The following is a 23172-nucleotide window of genomic DNA, read 5'->3' as shown; positions in this document are numbered from 1 at the left end:
CTGTATGCAGGGCTTTATTTCAAAATTTCTATGACGCTGCAGAAGTGTAATTGCAGAAAGAGCCACTTAATCCATTAAAATCATGCGCTCGTTGATTCTCTAACTAACAATTGGTACCCCACTGTAACGTCAGACAACTGGGAATCTGGCGCATCAAATAGCATCCGTAAACCGCTAACTGCTTTACGACTTATAGTCGCAATATCAGCAGAAATTGTAGTGATCTGAGGGGTGCAGAAAGCGGCGAAGGGGATGTCATCCCACCCCGAAATCATGGTGTCTCTCGGCACTACAAAACCGGCTTCCTGGCAAGCCCGTAGTGCGCCCAGAGCGAGTAAATCGTTCATACAAATAATGGCATCCGGCGGAGTACTCTTTCCAAGTTGACTTGAGACCGCCTGGTACCCGTTTTCCAGTGTCCATGGTGAAGCAGGAAGCTGTATCCATGCATTTTCATTAACTCCACGCAAACTTGCAGTCTCTATAAACCCTTGTTTTCTGAGTTTTCCCGCCGAACGGGTTGCCATTGTGTCAGAATCACCAACAATCCAGAAAGACTTTGCGCCTCTGTCAAGAATATGTCCCATCATCTGCCTAGCAGCACCAATGTTATCGATAGAAAGATGTAGTAATCCAGCGTCGTGGATTCTTTCCCCCAGTAAAACTACCGGTATTCCTAGATCCAGTTCACGCAGTTCCTGTCCAGAAAGTTCAATTGGAGAAATAATAAGCCCATCAACCGAACCGGTATAGAAATTCTCCAATGTTTGCCGCTCTACATTGGCACTTCCTTTAGTTTCTCGGACTATCAGAGTTAGCCCTAGCCGGTTAGCCTCCGTCTGGATAGCCTGCGCCAGCATTGAAAAATAAGGCCAGGTTATGTCCGGAACCGCTAAGGCAATAAATTTAGTTCTGCCACTACGCAGCTGCCGCGCTGCTTTATTTGGACGATACCCAACTTCTGCGATTGTCTTTAAAACTCGCTCACGTGTTTGGGGAGCGACATGTTGATAGTTTCGCACAACATTCGATACTGTCCGTTGCGAAACTCCTGCCTTCTTGGCTACATCCATCATATTGGGTCTTGGATTTTTTCTTTTAGTCACCAATTACCAACCTCTCCGGTTGCATGATTAACGAGTCCCATTTAAAGCGATGGGCCAGGCTTTTTCTCGCCTGGCCCATCGTCAACGCTAGTTAGTAAACCTTGCTACTTAAGCATACCTTCAATATCTGTTTGCAGGTTGTTAAGTGCGGAATCTACTGGCTCGTTATTCAGCCAAGTTGCTTCTATACCCTCTTGTATTTTATCGCCAATGGCAGGCCATTTTGCGAGGCGCGGTTGCATATGAGCATACTTGGTGGCGGTATCGAAATACTGCGCACGGTGAGGCGCATTCTTGTAAGCATCAGATGTTAGCGCCGTCTTTGTTGAAGCCATATGCCCGGTTGCTACTGCCCAATCTCCAGTGTGCCCGTAAAGGAATTTAACAAATTCCAAAGCTGCCCGATACTTAACCGGATCATTATTAGCTTGAACCGGGATAGCCCAGGTGTGAGAGTTTGCCCAAGTGAATTTCTTAGAGAACAGCATGGGAGCATTGGTAGTCTCATAATGGAAGGGAACTTCCTTGGTATATTGATCCACAGCCCAAACCCCGTTGTACATAATCGCGGATTCACCCTTCATGAAAGCCTGCTGCGATGCATCATAATCATGAGTTGGAGTGGTATACCCTTTTTTGACTAGTTCATTCATGAACTTCAAAGCAGTTTTCGATGCTTCTGAATTTACTTTAACAGTCTTGGTCTTAGCATCAATAAACTCTTCGCCCTGTTGCCAAATCAAAGACATCCATAGACGCTCGCCCATAGGATCCTTAGAAAGCGCAATATCGATAAAGTTCTTTCCAGTCTTTGATTTAACGGCCTCTGCATCGGCAAGGAATTTCTCGGGGGATGTGGGCATGTCATATGTCCCATCGGGATTAGTCAGCCCGGCTTTTTCAAGAATATCCATATTAAGGTGAGAGATTATTGCGTGCGTGTCGAAAGGTACCGCATAGTTCTTACCCTCGTACCGAATAGCATCTTTAGCAGCATCTGTGGCGTCGGCCAGATCGATCCCTAAGCTATTGTCCAGTTCTAACAACAACCCCCGGGAGGCATAATCGGGAAGATTTGCTCCATGCATTACCGTTACGTTTGGGCGGTCTGTACTAGCTAAGGCGGCATTTAAACCATCATAGAAAGAATGCCAGGTAGCCCCACCTAGTCGCTTAACTTTAATTCCCCACTTATTTTCTGCTACAAACTTATTTGTAAGAATCTGAATTGCTTCACATTCAGTGGTCGCCTTGGAAATATCTGTGACGTTTTTTGTTGTGTCATCGCAGTCACCAAAGAAACGAGCCAAATTGATCGTGGTTCCTTTAAGCTGATCATCGGTTACCGCTTTTATCTTGGATGCAATATCTTTGGAGTTCGCAGCTCCTTTGCTCGCGCTTCCTCCACTTGCACCACAGCCAGTAAGGAGCAGAGCAGACGCAACCACTCCTACCGTTATCTTGTTAATCATCCTCATTGTTGATTCCTTTCCATTGTTGTTTTACTTTCCACCACTAGACATTGAGATTCCCCGAATCAGATATTTTTGCAAAAGCAGAAACACTATCAAGAGTGGAAGAGATCCTAGGACACCCCGAGCCATGAGCGACCCTAACTCTGTAGCTTGGGCAAAATTTCCCTGCATAGATGCCAATCCAGTTGTGATGGTGAACATCTCTGGCTTAGTAGCTGAAACAAGGGGCCATAGATAATCATTCCAGCTCTGAACAAAAGTGAAGGTTGCCAAAGCAATCATAGACGGCACGGCCATCGGCAGCATCACGGAATAAAATACTTTCCATTGTGACGCTCCATCTACTCTCGCGGCCTCCTCCAACTCGCGTGGCACTTGGCTAAAGAACTGCGTCATAATAAACACCCCAAGCGGGAAAGCCACACGCGGAATTATTAGCGCGGCGTAGGTATTATGCATATCCACATCCGCAAACATCATGAACAGTGGGATAAACATGGCTTCTTTGGGAACCATCATCCCAGCTAGCGTAAGGGCATAAACAAGTAAGCGCCCCGGAAACTGCAGTTTAGAAAAAGCATATCCTGCAGTTGCACATACGAACACCGTAAGCACAGTAGTAATCACAGTTACGATAGCCGAATTCATAAACCATTTCATGGTTAAACTGGTGTTCAACACATCAGCGTAGTTCTTCAAAGTCAAACCCTGAGGAAGTATATGCTGCGAACTCACCTTCAACGCCTCGTTAGGCGTCAACGACAAAGAAAAAATCCAAACTAGTGGAAGTATCCACAGCAGGCAAAGAACAATCATCGCCAGCTGATACAAACTAAACGAACGCTTAGTACTCCTAGAAGCGGAACTGAATAACCTTTTTCCCTTGACCACTTCAAACTGCCTTTCCTGCTGCTGAGGTAACACCGTCATTGCGCTTTCCTTTCGCGAGACATCAGGAATTGGATAAGGGAAACCAAAACCATAACTACAAAGAGGAATAGTGACATTGCGGATGCATATCCTAACTGCATATCCCGGAATCCCGTTTGATAGATATACCTAACTACAACGTCTGTGGTATTACCTGGGCCTCCGCCCGTCATAATATTTACCTGCCCGAAAATCTGGAAAGATGCAATAATCTGAGTAACCATGATTAGCAAGGACACATGGCTCAGACCCGGCAGCGTTATATGGCGGAACTGTTGCCATTTACTGGCTCCATCTAATTGCGCTGCCTCATACAATACGGGGTCAATATCCTGAAGGCCTGCCCCAAACAGAATCATATTGAACCCAACAGTCCACCAAACTGTGGTAACTATGATTGCACCCATAGCAAATCGCGGATCCGAGAGCCATGCAATCGGCTCTCTACCTAGTATCTCACTCAATCGTCCAACCAAACCGCGTGAAGGATTAAGCAAATATCCCCAAATCAAAGTCGCTACCGATACCGGTAAAACATAGGGAAGGAATAGCGCAGCCCGATACAATCCGTTAGTTTTCCGTCTGGGATTATTAAGAAGTAATGCGAACACTAATCCCAATCCAGCAATAATCGGTGTGGAAACAACCGTGAAAATAACCGTATTTTTAAAAGCATTCCAAAATCGAGGATCGTTCCATGACCCATGTTCTCCAGGATGGAATCCCATCAGGAGAACGATAAGGATTACGGAGACCATCAACGCGATATCTCCAGCATTACGAGTTTTCCTCGTTCGCCAAGCCCAATAGATAGCAAAAGACAACAGTAATAGCCTTGCAAACCATTGCGCGCTCAAAGACCATTCAATGTTTTGTCCACCGAACATCTTCAAGTAGTTGTCTAGACCTAACCAAACTGGCGCGTTGCCCAGTAATTGCCAATCGTAGAAACTCATCAATATGGCCTGAATGACAGGATAGACAATAAATGCCAGATAGAAAAGCAAGAACGGAACGACAAAGCTGAAATTAACCAGCCAGTCCTTACACTTAGTCTTTGACGGTAAACGCATTATTCCTCGCTTCCTGCTGGTTGGTTAAACCTTCGAGGACGAATTTGATTTTGAAAACTATCACCCAGGACAAACCGTTTAATCTGAGAGATAGGAATTTTAGGCGTCCGATCTTCTTTCAATAAGCCATTTGTCTCTTGAAGAGTGTCAGTGAGCTGGGTATAGCACCACCCCGTTAGTACGGATGAGTTGTAAAGTGCCCTGAAGAGTGACGATACTCTTTCCTCGAAATCTTTAGTGTTTGAGACTACCTCATATCCCCAGGAAGATTCTTTATCCTCACGTAAAGAAATTCCTCCGAACTCTGTGACCATCATCGGACGATCCCCTAACTCTGTTGAAGAATTCAACAGGATGGGTCTTCCTTGCGGCCCGATTCCATGAATAGTCTGGCATGCATTTCCAGGTTCTAGGTAAGCAATTTCCAATTCATTTGCAGTGGTCGCATAATCATGCGTGCTCACAATATCCGTATCGAGTTGTTCCCAACCATCGTTAGCAACTACCAAACGGGTGGGATCCTTCGCTCTAGTTAATTCAACTATCGAGTTTACAAAGTGGCGTTGGCTGGGATTAGTGGAGATTGCGTCAACTCCCCAACTCTCGTTGAAAGGAACCCATACCACAATCGAAGGACTGGATGCATCTCGGTCAAGTATTGAATTCCACTGCGATAAGGTCCAATTAATGGCTCGGCGGGAATACTCAAATGCGGCAGGAAACTCTGCCCACACCATAATTCCCAGATAATCAGCCATAGCAAGATAGCGTCTATCTGGAGTGCGCTGATGGATTCTAATCGTATTGAATCCCATGTCCCGAACTAGCTCTAAATCACGAATTTGAGCATCGCAACTAGGCGCTGTAAAAAAGCTTTCCCGCCAATACCCTTGATCTAAGATTCCGCGAACATATACAGGTTTTCTGTTAATTCGCAGATACCCATTCTTGATATCTACTGCACGAAGCCCAAGATAAGAAAGGACCTTGTCTTCTTGGCTACCAACTTTTAACGCAACTTCAGCATCAATCAAGTTAGGTGAGCTGGGGAACCAAAGTAGATTATTCCATTCCGTTCGACTGCGCACCTGCGGAATCTCTACGATTACGGTTGCAGACATACCTTTTATATCGGTTTCAACCGCAGCCAGCTCTTGCCCCCGCAATCTTAAATTAATACGAATGTGTCCCTGAGGAATCCATTTTGAAAAGGCAAATTCAGCAGTAACTATTGCTCGATCAAGATCAAATTTCCACCAAATTTGCTCTACCGCATGGCAGGGAACGGACTCCGCCCACACATCTCGCCAAATTCCGGTAGAACGTCTGTACCAGATGTCATGCGGTTGTTTGAGCCAATCTTGTTTTCCCCGCGGTTGACTCTGATCAAGCCTACGGTCTTCCGCTCGCACAACAACTTCATATTCATCGTCTTCTGGAAGTTTTACCGAAAATGAGGTGCCACCCCCGACGTGCTTGCATAAATGATTCCCATTGACCCAGACATCAGCAAAGAAATCAACCGCCTCAAAGTTGAGACACCATTCATTTCCATCAGCTTTGGGAGGCAAATCTTGATGTTTCAAGATTCGTCGATACCAAACCACATCACAATCCGAAAAATCTGTAATTTCAGACAGCTGACTTCCGGGAGGGAAAGGAATGAGTACTTCCCGGTTAAAAACCGAGGCAGATTTAAACCAACTCTCTTTTAGACCTTCATCCTCAGGATCTTCTGCAAACTGCCAATACCCATTCAAACTAGTCCAGTCACTACGACGTAATTGAGGTCGGGGATACCCAAAATCCAATTGTAAATCTTCATTGATCGACATATAAGTAGCCTAATACACAATTTGCTACGTAGCAAACTGAAATAATATTTTTCTCGAACTTCCTCATTTTTTGACCCCACAAAGGTCACCTTCACAGTATTCGCTATCTTTTTAAGAATAGATTCCCGAACAAGCGAAGAAACTATTGGGAAATAAACGTAAATTCGATACCTCTTATTTCTAAATCAGATACCCTCCCACAAGCACAATAGAGAAAATAAAAATGGATCCAGGGGATAAACCTGGATCCATTTAAAGCGTTAGCCTGTTACTTCTTGTTACGACGCTGATGGCGAGTCTTACGCAACAGTTTACGATGCTTCTTCTTGGACATACGCTTACGGCGCTTCTTAATAACCGAGCCCATTAGGCCCTCCTTTTGTTTCTTAGTGCGCGCGCGGCGCCCTTACAACTTGAAGTATTTTTCTCGCCCTACTATACAACAACTTAGGCGGAGGTTAACTATTGGCCACCCCGGAGCTCTGCTCCCAGTTACCGAAGCCCTGCCCCATCATCTGATCAACCGCGGCGGCGGGAACCCTGAATGATTTACCCACCCGAACTGCGGGAATATCGCCAGCATGAATCATGCGGTAGACCGTCATTTTCGACACACGCATCAGATCCGCGACTTCTGCCACTGTTACGAAGCGCGGAGCTTGCTGCTGTGCCATAATGTTCCGTCCTGAGTTAATCCATGCCGGTTAGGGGCTGTCACTAATAGCTTAGATGGAAAACCTAGATAAAATCTAGACTTTCGCGTATCCACGTTTAAAGCTACCCCATCTAACCCACTTTTCACAACTGCCACAGGAAAGTTATTGGAAAATAACCATCTAACCCAAATCTACCCAAAATATTCCCGATATTTTTTGCCTTTTCTTTAATCAGGAAGCTAGAGAGGAGACACTACTTGACCAAAAGATCAAGCCCCCTGCTTCTCCTAACCAAAACCACTGGCCCCGGGTTACTATCTAGGCAGGAATTGTTTCTATTTTTAGCGGGGGAGGGATGATGCCACGCAAAAAAACCGTTTCTAAACGCGCAAGGCTTCGCGAATCCATCGACCATCTCGCCCGCAATTCCCCTGCCCGCCTAGTGTTGATGGTTTTCGCTGGCATCATCTTCGTGATGACCTTACTACTGTGTTTACCAATCGCTACCACTACCGGCAAACCCGCTCCACTAATAGATGCACTTTTTACTGCTACCTCGGCAGTCTGCGTAACTGGACTTACCGTAGTCAATACTGCTTCCTACTGGTCTTTATTTGGCCAAATAGTGATTATGCTAGGCATACATATTGGCGGGCTCGGGGTAATGACCTTGGCTTCAATATTGGCACTGGCAGTATCACGTCACATCGGACTTACCCAAAGAATGCTGGCAGCCATCGAAAAAACCTCCTCCCTCGGTAAAGTTGGTGCCCTAATCCGCACGGTTATCGTTACCTCTTTTACCTGTGAAGCTATTATTTTCATCGCCCTTTTACCCCGGTTCTTAACCCTGAACGAATCCATAGGCTCCGCAATCTGGCACGCCCTGTTCCAATCCATCTCCATTTTTAATAACGCTGGGCTGATTAACCTACCGGAGGGGGTAGACGCCCACCTGGGGGATTGGTGGATGATCACCCCGGTAATATTGGGAACATTCCTGGGGGCTCTGGGGTTCCCAGTGATGCTAGATCTCAAAGAAAACTGGCGTTCTCCTCATAAACTCAGTTTGCACTCTAAACTGACCATCACTACCTATCTTGCTGTTTGGGTATTTACCGCGGTAGTTATCGCCTGCTCAGAATGGAACAACCGGGGAACCTTTGGCTCCATGAGTACCTCAGAATCTCTGCAAACTTCCATCCTCTTCGGAGTGAATTCCCGTTCTTCCGGGATCAGTACAATCGACGTGGGACAAATGACCAGAGGTTCCTGGTTCCTGCTGGATGTGCTGATGTTTATCGGAGGTGGATCTGCATCTACTGCCGGCGGCATCAAGGTATCCACGCTAGCAGTAATGATTTTGGCGATTATGGCCGAGGCACGCGGGGATCGAGACGTGGAGGCCTTCCATCGCCGGATTCCCCCCTCAGTAGTGCGTCTTTCGGTAGCCGTAACCGGTCTGGGCGCCATCATGGTGGTGACCGCTATCTTCTTTTTACTTTCGGTAACCGACTATTCGATGGACGTCATCGGCTTCGAAGTAATCTCTGCTTTCGCCACTGTTGGTTTATCAACCGGAATCACGCCAGATTTGCCAATAATAGGAAAATATTCGCTGGTACTGTTAATGTTCGCGGGCAGGACTGGAACTATGACAGTAGCGGCGGCTCTCGCCTTACGCGAACGTCGCAGAGTAATCAGAATGCCCGAAGAACGCCCTATCATCGGATAGTTTTATCCAGGTTACGAGCACACCCTGGTCTGCCGCAGTTGAGGAAATTTATCCGTGCCGCTTCCTAAACAAAAAAGCTACCAATACCAGGTGAACAAATAGATCTACGGCAGCTGCGCAAACTGCTCCAAAAGTTCGGCATCCCCAGAAACGATAATGATGTCATTGGCATCAACACGAGTTTGGGGAGCGGCATATTCAAAGGGTTCACCAGGAGAAAGCACCCCGATAACCGTGACCCCATACCGGGAGCGAGTATCCAATTCTGCCAAAGTGAAACCGTGACAGGCCTTCGGAGGACGCATTTTCACTACCGAGAATCCCTTACGATCCATCTCGATATAGTCCAGCATCTTCCCACCCACCAGGTGAGCAGTGCGCACCCCGGCATCATATTCAGGGTAAACCACGTGGTGTGCGCCGATTCGCTTTAAGATTGATCCATGTTCTAAAGAAGTGGCTTTCGCCCAGATTGATCCGATACCTAAGTCCACCAGATTTGCAGTGATCAGCACCGAGGCCTCTAAAGCAGTTCCCACCCCTACTACAGCTGCCTGAAAATCGGTGGCACCCAGCTGTTCCAAGGCTTCGGCACTGGTAGCGTCCGCTTGCACCACCGGCAGACGCGACTGCCATTGGGTAACAATCCGCGGGGACTTTTCCACCGCTAACACCTCTCGATCTAAACTCTCTAGAGAGGCGGCCACTGCCGAACCGAAACGCCCCAAACCGATAACTAGCACTCCAGATGCACCAGAATCCCGCTTCGCCATCTGCGTCCTCCTACTGTCCCCGGGTATAAATAATCACGCCTGCTACTTCCAGCCTACCGTGCCCCATTATTTCGCAGGCATGCCGCGCTAGAGTAAAGGCATGGCCAAGGTAAAGACTAGCTATCAATGTTCCGAGTGCGGGTGGCAATCAAGCAAGTGGTTGGGACAATGCCGTAACTGCAGGGCATGGGGTACCCTCGAAGAAACCATACCTACAGAAGCTACGGAAACTTCTTCCCGCAATAAAATTTCAGGTAGAACCCCCCAGAGAAGAGCCCAATCCATTAATGAAGTCGATATTGCTGACGCTAGATTCCTCCCCACGGGAATCGGAGAACTTGACCGGGTACTCGGAGGCGGCCTGGTTGCCGGATCAGTGGTTTTATTGGCGGGCGAACCCGGAGTAGGCAAATCAACCCTACTGTTAGCCGTTGCCGGAAAAATTGCCTCGGGTAAGTCAAACAAGTCAGTGCTTTATGTAACCGGAGAGGAATCCGCGGCGCAAGTACGCCTACGAGCCGAGCGGATTGGTTCCCTGGCTAACAATCTATTGTTGGCTGCGGAAACCGAATTAGAAAGCGTCCTGGGGCATATCGATCAATGCTCCCCTTCGCTGGTGATTGTGGACTCCGTACAAACTATTGCTTCCCAGCAAGTCAGTGGGCAAGCCGGGAATGTAACTCAGGTACGCGCCGTCTGCTCGGCTTTAATTGAGGTCGCCAAAAGTCGCGGAATCCCAATTCTACTAGTAGGACACGTGACCAAATCTGGTGGAATCGCTGGCCCGCGCGTCCTGGAACACCTGGTTGATGTAGTTACCCAATTCGAGGGGGATCGCCATACCCGTTTACGGCTACTACGAGCGGTAAAGAACCGCTATGGCGCCACTGATGAAGTTGGTTGTTTTGAACTAGTAGAGCAGGGAATTGTTGGCTTAGCTGACCCTTCAGGACTGTTCCTGTCACAAACTTCCTCCCGGGTACCGGGCACTTGCGTAACCGTAACTCTGGAAGGGCGACGCCCGATGCCTACTGAAATACAGGCTCTAGTATCACCACTGGTGTCCGGAGGATCGGCCAGACGCACCACCTCGGGACTCGACTATTCGCGGGTGGCTATGACCTTAGCGGTACTGCAAGCCCGCTTACGACTAGCACTTTCTAATTGTGACGTTTACGTTTCCACCGTAGGCGGAGCAAAAACCAGCGAACCAGCAGTTGATCTAGCAGTAGCGTTGGCAATCACCAGTGCCGCCCAGACGCGTCCCCCTTTAGAAAAAATGGTGGCTATTGGGGAAGTTTCCCTAACCGGGGAAATCCGCGCTACCGTGGGGTGCGGAAGGCGCCTATCCGAGGCTGCGCGGTTAGGTTTTCGTCACGCTCTGATTCCTCGCCTGGGAGCCGACGAGGTTTCCGCCCCTAAAGGAATGACGCTACACCCGGTAACCAACCTGGCGGAAGCAGTAATGATTGCCCTACCTGAAGAGTAAATCACTTCAAAGTAAAGACTTCTTTGCCTTCGGTGATTTCTTTACCATTTAATACCGGAATCGCCTGATAAGTTCCCGCCTGCGCGATATCGCCAGCCTTACATTTGCTAACGTTCTTCCCATCCCAGGTAATAGTGGTGTTGTATTCCATGCCGGTTCCTAGCAGTAAAGGCTGGGGATCAACCTTTTCCTGACATTTCCAAGATTCCCAAACTGTGTCTTCACCGGTAACGACTTTCACGCCTACTTTATCTATTGCGCCGTTCATGGTGCAGGGCTGATTCCCTTTGGTGTTGCGCAAGGCTACCTTAAAATTAACTCCTGTCCCCACCTGATTTTCCGCTTTTTCCGGCTCTAACTTGTAGGCTATATTGGTCATTTTGCAAGCGACGGGTTGAGTAACCAGCTGTTCTTTATTCTGCTGCACTTTCGCCCGTTGCTGACTATCATCTGCGGCTTGCATCCATGACCAGGCAAAACGAACGATTAACACTACCAGGGAAATTAATATCGCTAAAACTAGCAATGCCACTATCCGGCGTACCCAAAAAGTTGTCTGCGAGGGACGCGTGTGATTGGAACGGCGCTGGGGGTGGTCTGGACTCATGTCCCCAGGTTACCCTAGCCCTTTAGGCGGAAGCTGGATTGGCACCCCCAGGAGGTGTTTTTCTGCCAGCCGAACCATCTTCGCCATCGTTAATAATGCACCAAGATTCCACTAGCAGTGCAATCACCAATAAAAACAGGCTAGCCAAAGCTAAAGCAATAGTGCTAGCGGCAAAGGAACCGACCATTCCGGCATGCCGTAGCTGGTAAATCAGGATTAATTGCGAAAGTAAATATCCAATAAACAGCGATGACCACACGGCTGAAGCCTGGGCTACCAACGCCACCATTGGCGCTTTAGCTAACTGTACCCAGGAGGTTTTCCCATCCCGCAAACGCTTCACCGCCTGTCCAAAAATTGCTAATACAATTGCACCGCAAAATATTAACAAGGTCAGTATGGGGCTAAATTGGAGAGGACTACCTCCCATTTTTACCGCTAAATCACTAAGAAAGTAACCGACTATCAGAGCAAATAACGCCAGCAACGACAAGATAAATTTCCGTAGCGGTCGCATGTTATTACTTAAGTTCCTGTAGCGGATCGAAAGCTGCAGTGGGTTGATCGGCACGGTCACCTTCCGGTTTAAGTATGGGAACCGCTCCCGTGGTAGTTGGACGCAAAATAGAACGCCGCTCCACCGTAGATTTTGCTTCGCCGCCATTAGCGGTCAGGTCATCGCCTGTATTCAGCTGTTGCTCGGCAATCTCTAGAGATTGTGGCAACGGAGATTCTTCAAACTCGGGAATAGAGCCGGTAACCAGACGCCCGGCATGGCGTCCACTGCCATATTCGGCATTTGTCACCTCTTGTTCCGTAGCGGCTACTGGTTCTGGATCTTCGATAACTACTTCCTCTGACTCAGCTACAGTTTCTGATATTTCGCTGTCTTCATCTGGCACATGTTGCCATTCCGGACTCGGAAGATCTACATCTTCATCTGGCTCTACCGCCGGTATCAGCGCGTCTACCGGGGTTTCTTGTTCGGTCTTTTTACCGGTAAAAAACGCTTTAATCCGCTGCCAGAGGCCAGTTTTACTAGATGCCTCTTCAAGAGGTTGCTTCGCTGAAATCTCTTCGATTTCCTCTAACGGTAGCCCCTCATCTAATATCACTGCTTCTGCAGGTTCCTCAGTGGATATGCGAGGTAACGGATGGGAACTAGCAGCTGGAGTCCGAACCGAATTGGAAGCGTCGGGGTAGGGAATCGGAAGTGATGGAGCTGCCGCCTGTGATGTCTCCTGCCCCCCTGTCGTCTCTGCTGTTTTTTCTGAAATTTGGGGAATTTGTCCACTGGGATGCAACTCGCGGGCATCATCTAATACTCGTGGAGGTAGCGAAGGTCTAGAAACCGCTGACCACCGGGGCAAAGGCATAGATCCCGTACCAACTTCAGTTTGCGAATGGCTATCGGTTATCCAATCGGGGTAGATCTCTTTTACCCCATCGCGATCCGGGGCATAGTCGGCTAAAACCACGACTTCCCCAGCGCCCGCGAGCTCAGCTTTGGGAGCTATCAGAGACCAAGGTAACAAGACAAAAGCACGCTGACTAGCCCGCGAATGCGGTAGCACTAGCCGTTCATCCTTGCTGACAACATCCTGGTAATCAATAATATCGAGGTCGAGGGTGCGCGCTCCCCAATGTTCGTTTCGCTCCCGTCCGTGTTCATTTTCTATCTCTTGCAGCAGGCGTAACAGATTAAGAGGAGAACGGACAGTCGAAACGATTACTACCGCATTCAAGTAATCGGGCTGTTCTTCCTGCCCTTCGCCCAATACGGCTGCTGTGCGTACCAACGGGGAAACTTCTACTACTCCGACCCCGCTAGCCTGGGATAGCTTACTGAGTGCTTTCCGGAAAGTTTCGCTGACTTCCCCGAGGTTTCCACCCATGGCAATTACCACTTGTCGAGGAGAATCTGGGGTCTGCTCTATGGGATTCTCGGATTCATCTAGCGGGCTTTCGCTAATTCCGGCAGGATCTTGTGCGTAAATCTCTTTTAAGTCCAGAGCAGCAGTTTCTATCTGGGAAACTTCCGGATCAGGCAGCAAATTGTCTAGGCCGCGCCAAATAGTTACCGACACGTCCTCTTTTTCTATCCCTAGCGGTGCTTGCGGTTTATGTAAGCAAACCCGCACTGCTTGCACCTTCGCCAGCTGCAAAGTTTCTTCGGCTATCTGAGTAGCCACTTTTTCTAGCAGGTCACAGGGGGGACCGGTAATAATTCGGCTAATCAACTCAGATACCCGCGAGTAGTCCACCGTATCTTCGATCCGGTCACTGGCTCCCGCATCTTGTAGATCCAGGTAAATATCTGCGTCCACCAAGAAAAGCTGTCCGTCTTGACGTTCGTGGTCAAGTACCCCATGCCAACCATGTTCCTGAATCCCCACCAGGCTAATATGGTCGAGATATTTTAGACGCTGACTAATTTCTTCTTGGTTTAGCGACATGATATTTCCCTCCATAAACGCCCGACTGCTACCGCGCTAACTGAAGCCGCAACGTTATGCACTCTAACTGCCCAGATGCTTGCCTGCGCACAAAGCGCACTCACCGCAGTGGTGGCGGCCTCTCGCCGTCTAGCTCCCGGTTCCAGGCCTGCAGGCAGGTGATTATCCCATTGGGCAGGCACAGCCATCTCTAAGAAACGCTTGCGGGAAGCCCCAATCAGCAGGGGATAGCCTAGCTTCGCCAGCTTATCGAGGTTTCCCAGTAATTCCCAGGACTGCTGCGCGCTTTTAGCGAACCCTAATCCGGGATCCAAAATAAGTCTTCGCAAATTAACCCCTGCCTTTTCACAGGCTCGGATGCGTTCCGTTAATCCCCGAGAAACCCCACCGACTACATCCCCACCATAATTACACAGGCTATCCATAGTTTGGGGATTACCGCGCATATGTTGGCAGATATAGTAGGCATCATTTTCCGCCACCACCGTCAGCATCTGGGGATCCATTGTGCCCCCGGAAATATCGTTAACTATTTGTACTCCGGCCGCTATCCCTGCCTGGGCAGTTTCCGCGTTCACGGTATCTAAAGAAATAGGGCACGGATTGGAGGATTTATCCAGGTAGCCACGAATCACCGGCAATACACGTTCCTGTTCTTGCACCGCACTTAAGGGCTCGGCTCCAGGACGGGTAGATTCTCCTCCTATATCAAGAATATCAGCGCCAGCCGCTTCTAATTCAAGGGCATGAGAAATCGCTTTTTCGGGTTCAAACCACTGTCCGCCATCAGAAAAAGAATCTGGAGTTACGTTAACAATCCCCATCACTTTGGTACGGCCGGATGTCAAGAGGTCAGGAATTTCCAGAATCTTCATGATTCTAGCCTACCTGTCATTAAACGCTCTTTTGTTCTGGAGACAGCGGAAAATAGCGTGTATCTTCTTTTCCCCTGGAAAAGTACTCGCAGAGGGGTTAGTTTCCCCGAATCAAGGAAAGTACTTCCGCCCGGGAGCGGGGATCGGAACGCATGACTCCACGTAGAGCCGAGGTAGTGGTGCTTGCTCCCGGCTTCTTAATGCCTCGCATGGACATACAAAGATGCTCACCCTCGATAACTACTGCTGCCCCTCGCGGCTTAAGTCTTTCCATTAAGGCATCCGCTATCTGCGCAGTCAATCTTTCTTGCACCTGCAATCGATGAGAAAATCCCTCTACCACTCGCGCCAGTTTCGATAGCCCGGTAATCCGGCCATCGCGCGGAATATAGGCCACGTGTGCCACTCCGAAAAACGGTAACAAATGGTGCTCACACAAAGAATAGAAAGGTATCCCCCGCACCATCACCATCTCGCCATCATCAACCTGGAACTGTTTTTCCAGAGGAAGCGCCGGGTCAGAATGCATCCCGGAAATAATTTCTTTCCAGGCTCTCCCCATACGTGCCGGGGTTTCTTGCAATCCTTCTCGCTCGGGATCCTCGCCAATAGCTACCAGAAGGTCACGAATAGCCTGTTCTACCCCTTTTTGGTTATAAGTCACCAGCTATTTACCCTCTACTTCTAAATGCTCAGGAATCGGAGCGGTGGCCGGCGCTTGAGTTTGTTTAACCGGATGCCCAATTACAGCTCCTGGCACTGCGCCCTCTTTTCCGTAGGACCAAACAGCCCTTTCAGGCTGCTTTTGCACCGGTGCGAAAATCTCGTTGAGCTCATCCTCTAGCAAAGTTTCCTTTTCTATGAGCCGGGATGCCAAATCATCGAGAATTTCCCGGTTGCGGGTAAGAATTTCCCAGGCCTCGCGATTGGCATTATCCAGGAAGTTTCGTACCTCTTCATCAATGGTGCCTGCCACCGCCTCGGAATAGTTCCTGCTGGACAAGCCATCACGACCTAGGAAGGGTTCACTATCATCCTTTCCCAGCTTTACCGGCCCCACCTTATCGGACATACCAAAATCGGTTACTAACCGACGCGCGGTGACGGTAGCTTTTTCAATATCGTTGGACGCACCGGTAGACGGATCCAAGAACACCAGATCTTCAGCTACCCGTCCTCCCATGGAATAAACCAGTTCATCTAGTAGTTGGTTGCGAGTTCGGGAATAGCGATCTTCGGTGGGCATCACCATGGTGTACCCCAGGGCACGCCCACGCGGCAAAATAGTAACCTTGGTAACTGGGTCGGTATAGCGCAAGGCAGCAGCACATAGCGCATGTCCACCCTCATGATAGGCAGTAACTAGTTTGTCATGGTCATTCATTACCCGGGTACGTTTTTGTGGTCCGGCAATCACCCGGTCGATGGCTTCGTCGACTGCCCGCATATCAATCAAATCCGCATTAGAGCGGGCGGTGAGTAGCGCCGCCTCGTTAAGTACATTCTCCAGGTCAGCTCCAGTAAATCCGGGAGTGCGCTTAGCAATCTGTTCGAGATCCACGTCGGTGGTCATCGGCTTGCCCTTCGCGTGCACCTGCAAAATCGCTTTCCGACCCTTAATATCCGGCGCATCCACGTTTATCTGCCGATCAAATCGTCCCGGGCGCAGCAGCGCCGGATCGAGCACATCAGGGCGGTTGGTGGCGGCAATCAAGATCACGTTGGTGTTCTCGTCAAACCCATCCATTTCCACTAGCAGCTGGTTTAGGGTTTGTTCTCGTTCATCGTTCCCCCCGCCCATGCCGGTGCCGCGGTGACGTCCCACTGCATCAATCTCATCAACGAACACAATGGCGGGTGCAGATTCCTTTGCCTGTCCGAATAGATCGCGCACGCGCGAAGCACCTACACCTACGAACATTTCTACGAACTCGGAACCGGAAAGACTGAAGAAAGGAACTTTAGCTTCCCCGGCTACTGCCTTTGCCAGCAGGGTTTTACCGGTTCCTGGCGGACCACACAGCAAGACCCCCTTAGGAATACGAGCTCCCAAATTATGGAATTTCGCGGGGTTTCCTAAAAATTCTTGAATCTCTCGCAGTTCTTCTACTGCTTCATCAGCTCCAGCAACATCGCCGAAAGTAATCTTGGGGGCACTGGCATCAAACTTTTTGAATTTGGATTTACCAAATCCCAGCATTCCACCACCCTGCATGCGGGACATTGCCCACCAGATAAGGGCGAAGAAAAGCAGCAGAGGCAGCATCATCTGTAAGAGAGCTGACCACCAAGATCCGGTGGGGAAGATCGAGTTATAGCCTTTTTTAAGATCCCCGTCCTGAATCAAGTCATTTATCTGCTCCGCCTGAGACTGCACGAAAGTAAAAGTAACTTCCTTAGAGCCCCTAGGTGGAATCACCTGAGCATCTTTCCCCAAGTTTTTAGGAGTGTACTTCTTTGATAGCTCTAGCTTTACCTGCTGGGTGCCGTCATTTACTATTGCCCGCTGCACGGTTTTCCCTTTAAGCAGCGTAATCCCCTCTGAGGTGTCAACTACAGTAGGTGCCATGACTAGGGAAATTGCCCAAAATACCGCGACTATCAGGATCGCTGGGATTCCCCATTTGAGCCACAACTTCTGATTCTCTTTTTTCTTATTCGCCATTTATCGGTTTCATACCTTATTAGCCGGTGCCGCGTAGCGGCGTTGTTTTATAAAGACAAGCCTAAACGGTTTAGTACCTAATTGCTTATTCTGGGCGCCTTCAGACAAATTTTACGCTTTCGGCGCAGCCTCATCACAACGGTCAAGAAGGCTTCTATTGGTACACGTGCGGAGCAAGAGTGCCAACGAAAGGAAGATTCCGGTACTTTTCCGCATAATCTAGGCCATATCCCACCACAAAATCATTGGGAATATCGAAACCCACGTATTTCACGTCAACATCAACTTTAGCCGCCTCAGGTTTACGTAACAGCGCCGCAATTTCTACCGAGGCCGCGCCCCGGGAACTCAGGTTGCGGGTAAGCCAATCCAAGGTAAGCCCAGAATCAATCACATCCTCTACGATCAACACATCCCGACCGCCTAAGTCGCTGTCCAGGTCTTTTAGAATCCGTACCACTCCGGAAGACTTGGTGGAAGCCCCGTAGGAGGAAACAGCCATCCAATCAATTTCCAAGGGGGTGTGAATAAGACGTGCTAAATCGGCCATCACCATAGTGGCGCCTTTGAGTACGCCTACCAGTAATATCTCGCGTCCACGATAGTCCTGGTCGATTTGGGTTGCCATTTCGCGAAGTTTGTCTGCTATTTGCTGCTCGCTGATTAATACCCGATCCAGCGCATCGCCCATATCGTTTGCGTCCATTTTCCCATTCTATCCTCTCTATTGCGCACGAAATTGGAGTTCATAGCTCCCCGACACCCGAGTGCAGTTGACTCTTCCGGGCAGCTGAATGGGGCCGATCCCTCTACGAGTGGTCGCTAAGAAATCCACCGCATCAAGCTGCACTTTCCGTATATCTGACGCCCGCGCCCCCGCCGCCAATGCTGCCAGGCGCCATACCCGTTTACGGATGGCAGCTGGCTGTGAAAGTAGCTGGCTAGTTTCCAAATTAATCCCCTCAGATTCTTCCTGTTTAACCCGTGTAAACCAGGTTCCAGCTAAAACGTCAAGGGCGTCTAAGTCTTCCTGTAAAAGGGACGCGGTGCGAGCGAGAGCAGGTCGCGGATCCATCCCTAAAGCTTCTTCGAGGGCGGGTAGCCCCTGGTGACGCAAGGCAGCACGACGTAACGCAGATCCGTCCGCCGCCTTAACCGGACCATCGGGATAATTTGAGGGGTCATCTATATAAGGCAACCCCCATTCTCGGCAGGCAGCAACCGTATCCTGGCGGGGCAGTTCCAGAAGCGGTCGTAAATATCCTGTCTGCCAGCTACTTTTACTTTCGGGCATACCCTTTTCTTCAGCTTTTTCACCAGCTCCCCAGCTACGCATTCCTGCAATCGAGCGGGTTCCACTCCCGCGAGTTAGCCCCAGCAGGACGGTTTCTGCCTGGTCATCACGGGTATGCCCCAGCATGATAAACACCTGTGAACCTAGTTTTCCATAGCGACTGGCTTCCTTTACTAGCGCTTGATAACGTCCTTTGCGAGCGGCAGCTTCTTTACCGCCACCAGAATCTTGGAGGGACAGTTCCAAGAGGGTGACTTCTCGGTAGCCTAATCCGTTAAGCATTGCTTGCACCCGCCGAGCCTGAGCCGCCGATTCTGGGCGCCACCCATGATCCACAGTGGCAGCTACTAGTTTAAAAGTACGCGAAGCTGCCAGGCGGGCACAGGCGGCGGCCAAAGCAAGAGAATCTGGTCCCCCTGAACAGGCCACCAGCAAAGTAACCCCGGGTTGAAAGTTTTCTAATCGTTTTAACTGCGCCAGAACAGCTCTTTCTATTCTTCCCCCAGCACCGAGCACTTTTCCGATCACAGTTCCGCCAGTCCATCTACAAAGTTGTCAATAACTTTGATGGCTCCCCCCGCTATCGGATGCTGCGAGGAATCAATCATCACGCAAAAAGTGAGAACCCTGCCGGTTTTTGTTGCTACCAGACCGGTTAAAGTATTCGCTGCCTGTACATATCCAGTTTTTGCACGCACATTCCCCGCAGAGGGCAATCCCACGTAGCGATTATAAAGAGTGCCATCTAGTGCGGAAACCGGGAGTGAGGAAACCAGGGAGCGTAACTTGAGATCGCCACCTCGTGCAGCTTTTTGAGTCACAGAAGCCAACAGGATCGGTTTGATTTTATTTTCAGTTGATAGCCCCGAACAGTCCTGATTTTCAAATCCTTTTGCCTCTAGTTTCAGGTCTCCCAAAACTTTTTGCGCTACTTTTATTTCCCCGGGAAAGTTTGCTCCTGTCCCCGCTTTCACTGCAGATGCCCTACAAAGTACCTCTGCCAGCATATTGTTTGATTCTTTCAGGGTATCGTGAATCACTTCATGCAAAGGGGCACTTTCCACCTGAGCCACTTTCGTGGCTTCCTTGGGGGTTACTGCCCTTTCAACCTCGCCGGTCTCAATGCCTTGTTCTTTGAGTCGTGTTGCGAACTCTTGGGTGGCTGTTAGCGCGGGGTCTTCTACATATCCGTAAGTCAACTCGGGATGCGCTAGTCCATTGCGAATCGCTAATGGAACCGGTTTGGTTTCATAGTTGCTGTTTCCCTGCTCTACCCAGTTAGGCAACAACGTTTGTTCCCCGAAAACACTTTCGTCTAGGAAGAGTTGCACAGAATTAATTTTCTTTTTCTTTAGCTTTTGCGCAGTTTTCGCGGCTAAATCCCCTAATCCCGCATGACCGGTAATAGCGGTAGGATTACCAGCACCCGCGGACAGCAGCTGATCCCCGTTGCCTCTTAAGTAAAGTTTTTTGTCTGCTAGATGAGCAGAGGTAGTGAAACGGTACTGCGGCCCTAAAGTACGAAGTGCGGTCGCGGCCGCAATCACTTTTGTGGAGGAGGCCGGGGTAAGGGCTTGCTCCCCATTTAAATCGGCAATGATCTTCCCACTGGCGGTATCAATCACTACTGCCCCCACCCGGGTTTCGCTATTGGCGGGGGTAGCTTCGTCATCCTCGGTTTGACTGCTAACATCAGCGCTGCGAGCTGCCTCGGCCGTCAATTTATCTAGTAGCGGTTTAACTTGTTCAGCTGTAATCGGGCGGGCTTTGGTAGTTATTCCCGTAGCATCCGCAACCTGTTTCTCACTGAGCTGCAACTGGACAGTATCCGGAAGATTTACGGAGCGTTTTTCTAAAGTAAGCACCCCGGGAACCACGTTGTAAGCGTCCAAAATACCGTATCCGACCCCACCCAATAGCAAGGCAAACAGAAGCATCAGCGGTAAAAGTACAGATTTTCGCATTCTTTCCCTCGCTGATGGATTTTGCACGTATTCTTAAATATAAAGCAGATGCCACGACTTCCGCGCTATTTACTGCGCTACGATTGTCGCACACTTCGCCTGGCAAGGCGGGAAAGGGAAACGGAAATGGAATTTGACGTTACTATCGAGATTCCGAAGGGCAACCGAAATAAGTACGAGGTTGACCATGGAACTGGCCGTATTCGGCTAGATCGAATGTTGTTTACCTCGACTCGCTATCCCGATGACTACGGATTTATTGATGGCACTTTGGGCGAGGACGGAGACCCTCTAGACGCTCTGGTGGTTCTCGAAGAAAGCACGTTCCCCGGTTGCGTTATCCGCTGCCGTCCGCTGGGAATGTTCCGGATGCGCGATGAAAATGGCGGTGATGACAAAGTTCTTTGTGTTCCTGCTGCTGACCAGCGTGCCTCGTGGCGTACCGAGATTGAAGATATTTCCGAGTTTCACCGTCTGGAAATCCAGCACTTCTTTGAAGTCTATAAAGATTTAGAGCCGGGTAAATCGGTAGAGGGAGCCCACTGGGTTGGACGCAAAGAGGCTGAAGCAGAGATTCTCCGCTCCCGAGAACGTATGAAGGAATGGGAAGCAGAGAACAACAAAAAGTATTTTGGTCTGGTTGCCGACTTTTTCGATGGGCAAATAACCGAGTAGTTTTCTTTTCTCGAAACACGCGGGAAACACCAAAAAGCCTTTTAGTGGGCTATTTCACATTTTGGTATTTCCCGCGTGTTTTCCTTTATTGAATCGACATTTCTCCACGCTGAAGCTAGTTTCATTACCAAAATCTTATTTTTTACCCTCCTGTTGCATGTGTTGCCAATGTGAAAGTTGTTGTTAGAGGTAAGAAAGAGCGGTATTGTGACATCTAGTCCGACTTATAACTCCCAAAGTCGCTCTAGGAGGAAATCTATGAACCCCCACATATTTGCGGGAAGGAAAGCGGGAAGGCGCGCTCTAGTCATCTCGACCAGTTTTGCGCTAGCAGCGTCCGCTTCGATTTTTGCGCCGACGGCGTTTGCATCACCAGCGGATGACAAAGTAAAAATCGCCAAAGATGCGGAGAATTCTGCTGCCAACTCGGTAGCGGCCATTGAGGCGCAACTTGCTCAGGTAAATTCCGAAACCCAGAACGCTCGGGATCTCGCCTCTGAAGCGGAAGCCAGCTACAACAATGCCATTTCTAACCTGGTTGTTGCCAAACAGGCGGCAGAGAAAACCGCACAGGATTCTAAGGACGCACAAGGCAAGGTTGAACAGGCACGCAAGGCGCTAGCGGGACTGGCGCGGACGGTTTACACCACCCAAGGATCTTTGTCTTCACTTACTCCATACCTGAATGCTGACGGTTTAGAGACTGTGGAGATGAAAAAGGTCTCCGTAGAACTATTTGGTTCTAAGGCTGATGCGCAGATGCGGACTTTCGACTCCATAGCGAAGGTAGCAGGGGTACTACAAGACCGTGCTAACACCGCCAAAGACGAGAAGCAAAAGGCCGCCGAGGACGTAAAAGCACAAAAAGACGCTGCGGATCAACTGAAAGCGGAATCGGAGAACAAGTTGGCGCAGCTGAGTTCTCAACGCGAAGAGCTAGTTAAGAAACTGGCAGAAGCGCGAGGCGTAACCGAACAGGCAGAAAAAGAGCGCCAAGAACAAATTGCTGCCGAGAAGAAGGCTCGTGAGGAGGCTGCGGCGCAAGCTGCTTTACGCGCTGCCACACAACGGGCACAGCAACAACAGGCTGCTGCCGCTCGCAGCCAGAGCCAACCGGCTGCAGCTGCACCGCGGCAGGCTCAGGCTGCTCCCCGAAGTAACCCTAATCCTCCAGCCACTAACTCTGGTGGCTCCCGGGCAGCGGTGATCGCCTACGCCAAACGGTTTATAGGCGTTCCCTATGTTTGGGGCGGCACTACCCCCTCGGGCTTTGATTGCTCCGGGTTAGTTCAGTACGTCTATCGCAACGCGGTGGGAGTCAATCTGCCCCGCGTATCCCAGGCACAACTTAATGCTGGTCGCCACATTTCGGCGGGACAGGCTCAACCCGGAGACATGGTTAACTACTATACCCACGTGGGAATTTATCTGGGCAACGGGTATATGATCCACGCTCCCCAACCGGGTGACAGCGTGAAAATATCTCGGGTATATGGCAGTCCTACATATGTTCGGGTGCTTTAAGAAAATCAAGTACATTTTATAAACAACTGAAAATTGCAAT

General features: G+C 49.6%; 21 protein-coding genes. 4 read left to right on the top strand and 17 right to left on the bottom strand.

What is annotated here, in order from left to right:
* Positions 1 to 80: 80 nt before the first annotated feature.
* From EFB02_RS01980 to EFB02_RS01950, 7 genes are all read right to left on the bottom strand, one after another.
* Entirely contained in the window at positions 81 to 1106 is a 1026-nt protein-coding gene (locus tag EFB02_RS01980) for a LacI family DNA-binding transcriptional regulator (protein WP_234992698.1), read from the bottom strand.
* 104 nt (positions 1107 to 1210) lie between these two features.
* Positions 1211 to 2584 carry an extracellular solute-binding protein gene (locus tag EFB02_RS01975; protein ID WP_122819886.1) on the bottom strand — a complete coding sequence of 458 codons (1374 nt, stop codon included), beginning with the start codon at positions 2582 to 2584 and terminating at the stop codon, positions 1211 to 1213.
* A gap of 24 nt (positions 2585 to 2608) precedes the next feature.
* Positions 2609 to 3511, bottom strand: a complete 903-nt coding sequence (locus EFB02_RS01970) for a carbohydrate ABC transporter permease (protein ID WP_122819884.1) — start codon at positions 3509 to 3511, stop codon at positions 2609 to 2611.
* Positions 3508 to 4584 carry a carbohydrate ABC transporter permease gene (locus EFB02_RS01965; RefSeq protein WP_122819882.1) on the bottom strand — a complete coding sequence of 359 codons (1077 nt, stop codon included), beginning with the start codon at positions 4582 to 4584 and terminating at the stop codon, positions 3508 to 3510. Before EFB02_RS01965 ends, EFB02_RS01970 begins: the two co-directional genes overlap by 4 nt.
* Positions 4584 to 6419 (bottom strand): glycoside hydrolase family 2 protein, encoded by a 1836-nt coding sequence (locus tag EFB02_RS01960; protein WP_122819880.1) that lies wholly within the window; start codon positions 6417 to 6419, stop codon positions 4584 to 4586. Before EFB02_RS01960 ends, EFB02_RS01965 begins: the two co-directional genes overlap by 1 nt.
* A gap of 268 nt (positions 6420 to 6687) precedes the next feature.
* On the bottom strand, positions 6688 to 6786 hold the full coding sequence (locus EFB02_RS01955; RefSeq protein ID WP_005504750.1) for a 30S ribosomal protein bS22: 99 nt from the start codon (positions 6784 to 6786) through the stop codon (positions 6688 to 6690).
* A gap of 91 nt (positions 6787 to 6877) precedes the next feature.
* Complete coding sequence (locus EFB02_RS01950) at positions 6878 to 7093, bottom strand: helix-turn-helix domain-containing protein (protein ID WP_122819878.1); 216 nt, start codon at positions 7091 to 7093, stop codon at positions 6878 to 6880.
* A gap of 340 nt (positions 7094 to 7433) precedes the next feature.
* Here EFB02_RS01950 and EFB02_RS01945 point away from each other — a divergent pair, with 340 nt between their 5' ends.
* Entirely contained in the window at positions 7434 to 8810 is a 1377-nt protein-coding gene (locus tag EFB02_RS01945) for a TrkH family potassium uptake protein (RefSeq protein WP_234992697.1), read from the top strand.
* 104 nt (positions 8811 to 8914) lie between these two features.
* Here the strand turns inward: EFB02_RS01945 and EFB02_RS01940 are convergent, their stop codons facing one another.
* Complete coding sequence (locus tag EFB02_RS01940; RefSeq protein ID WP_122819874.1) at positions 8915 to 9583, bottom strand: potassium channel family protein; 669 nt, start codon at positions 9581 to 9583, stop codon at positions 8915 to 8917.
* A 100-nt stretch (positions 9584 to 9683) separates the two neighbouring features.
* On the opposite strand from EFB02_RS01940, the gene radA reads away from it, so the two are divergent.
* Positions 9684 to 11072, top strand: a complete 1389-nt coding sequence (radA, locus tag EFB02_RS01935) for a DNA repair protein RadA (protein WP_122819872.1) — start codon at positions 9684 to 9686, stop codon at positions 11070 to 11072.
* A gap of 1 nt (position 11073) precedes the next feature.
* On the opposite strand, the gene EFB02_RS01930 is transcribed toward radA, so the two are convergent.
* The 9 genes from EFB02_RS01930 to dacB form a co-directional block, all read right to left on the bottom strand.
* Positions 11074 to 11679: a hypothetical protein gene (locus tag EFB02_RS01930; protein WP_122819870.1), complete on the bottom strand. Its 606-nt coding sequence runs from the start codon at positions 11677 to 11679 to the stop codon at positions 11074 to 11076.
* Positions 11680 to 11701: 22 nt separating this feature from the next.
* Entirely contained in the window at positions 11702 to 12196 is a 495-nt protein-coding gene (locus tag EFB02_RS01925) for a DUF3180 family protein (RefSeq protein ID WP_160115351.1), read from the bottom strand.
* Between the two features lie 4 nt (positions 12197 to 12200).
* Positions 12201 to 14135 carry a 2-amino-4-hydroxy-6-hydroxymethyldihydropteridine diphosphokinase gene (folK, locus tag EFB02_RS01920; RefSeq protein WP_160115350.1) on the bottom strand — a complete coding sequence of 645 codons (1935 nt, stop codon included), beginning with the start codon at positions 14133 to 14135 and terminating at the stop codon, positions 12201 to 12203.
* Positions 14126 to 15010 carry a dihydropteroate synthase gene (gene folP / locus EFB02_RS01915; protein ID WP_122819864.1) on the bottom strand — a complete coding sequence of 295 codons (885 nt, stop codon included), beginning with the start codon at positions 15008 to 15010 and terminating at the stop codon, positions 14126 to 14128. The genes folK and folP overlap by 10 nt, the downstream gene beginning before the upstream one ends.
* 97 nt (positions 15011 to 15107) lie before the next feature.
* Positions 15108 to 15674, bottom strand: coding sequence for a GTP cyclohydrolase I FolE (folE, locus tag EFB02_RS01910; RefSeq protein WP_122819862.1), 567 nt, complete (start codon positions 15672 to 15674; stop codon positions 15108 to 15110).
* 3 nt (positions 15675 to 15677) lie between these two features.
* Positions 15678 to 17675 (bottom strand): ATP-dependent zinc metalloprotease FtsH, encoded by a 1998-nt coding sequence (gene ftsH, locus EFB02_RS01905; RefSeq protein ID WP_122819860.1) that lies wholly within the window; start codon positions 17673 to 17675, stop codon positions 15678 to 15680.
* A 154-nt stretch (positions 17676 to 17829) separates the two neighbouring features.
* Positions 17830 to 18381, bottom strand: coding sequence for a hypoxanthine phosphoribosyltransferase (hpt, locus tag EFB02_RS01900; RefSeq protein WP_122819857.1), 552 nt, complete (start codon positions 18379 to 18381; stop codon positions 17830 to 17832).
* Positions 18382 to 18399: 18 nt separating this feature from the next.
* A complete protein-coding gene (tilS, locus tag EFB02_RS01895; protein ID WP_122819855.1) occupies positions 18400 to 19497 on the bottom strand; it encodes a tRNA lysidine(34) synthetase TilS in 1098 nt (365 codons plus the stop codon).
* Positions 19494 to 20933 carry a D-alanyl-D-alanine carboxypeptidase/D-alanyl-D-alanine endopeptidase gene (dacB, locus tag EFB02_RS01890; protein ID WP_122819853.1) on the bottom strand — a complete coding sequence of 480 codons (1440 nt, stop codon included), beginning with the start codon at positions 20931 to 20933 and terminating at the stop codon, positions 19494 to 19496. Before dacB ends, tilS begins: the two co-directional genes overlap by 4 nt.
* A gap of 126 nt (positions 20934 to 21059) precedes the next feature.
* Between dacB and EFB02_RS01885 the strand changes: the two genes are divergently transcribed.
* Together EFB02_RS01885 and EFB02_RS01880 are read left to right on the top strand one after the other, a co-directional pair.
* Positions 21060 to 21608, top strand: a complete 549-nt coding sequence (locus tag EFB02_RS01885) for an inorganic diphosphatase (protein WP_122819851.1) — start codon at positions 21060 to 21062, stop codon at positions 21606 to 21608.
* A 258-nt stretch (positions 21609 to 21866) separates the two neighbouring features.
* A complete protein-coding gene (locus EFB02_RS01880; protein WP_122819850.1) occupies positions 21867 to 23132 on the top strand; it encodes a C40 family peptidase in 1266 nt (421 codons plus the stop codon).
* The last annotated feature ends 40 nt before the right edge of the window (positions 23133 to 23172 follow it).

It is taken from the genome of Varibaculum vaginae, from assembly GCF_900604285.1.
In the GTDB taxonomy this organism is placed as follows: Bacteria; Actinomycetota; Actinomycetes; order Actinomycetales; family Actinomycetaceae; genus Varibaculum; species Varibaculum vaginae.
The sequence above is the reverse complement of the archived record's forward strand: the minus strand, read 5'-3'. Positions and strand labels throughout refer to the sequence as shown.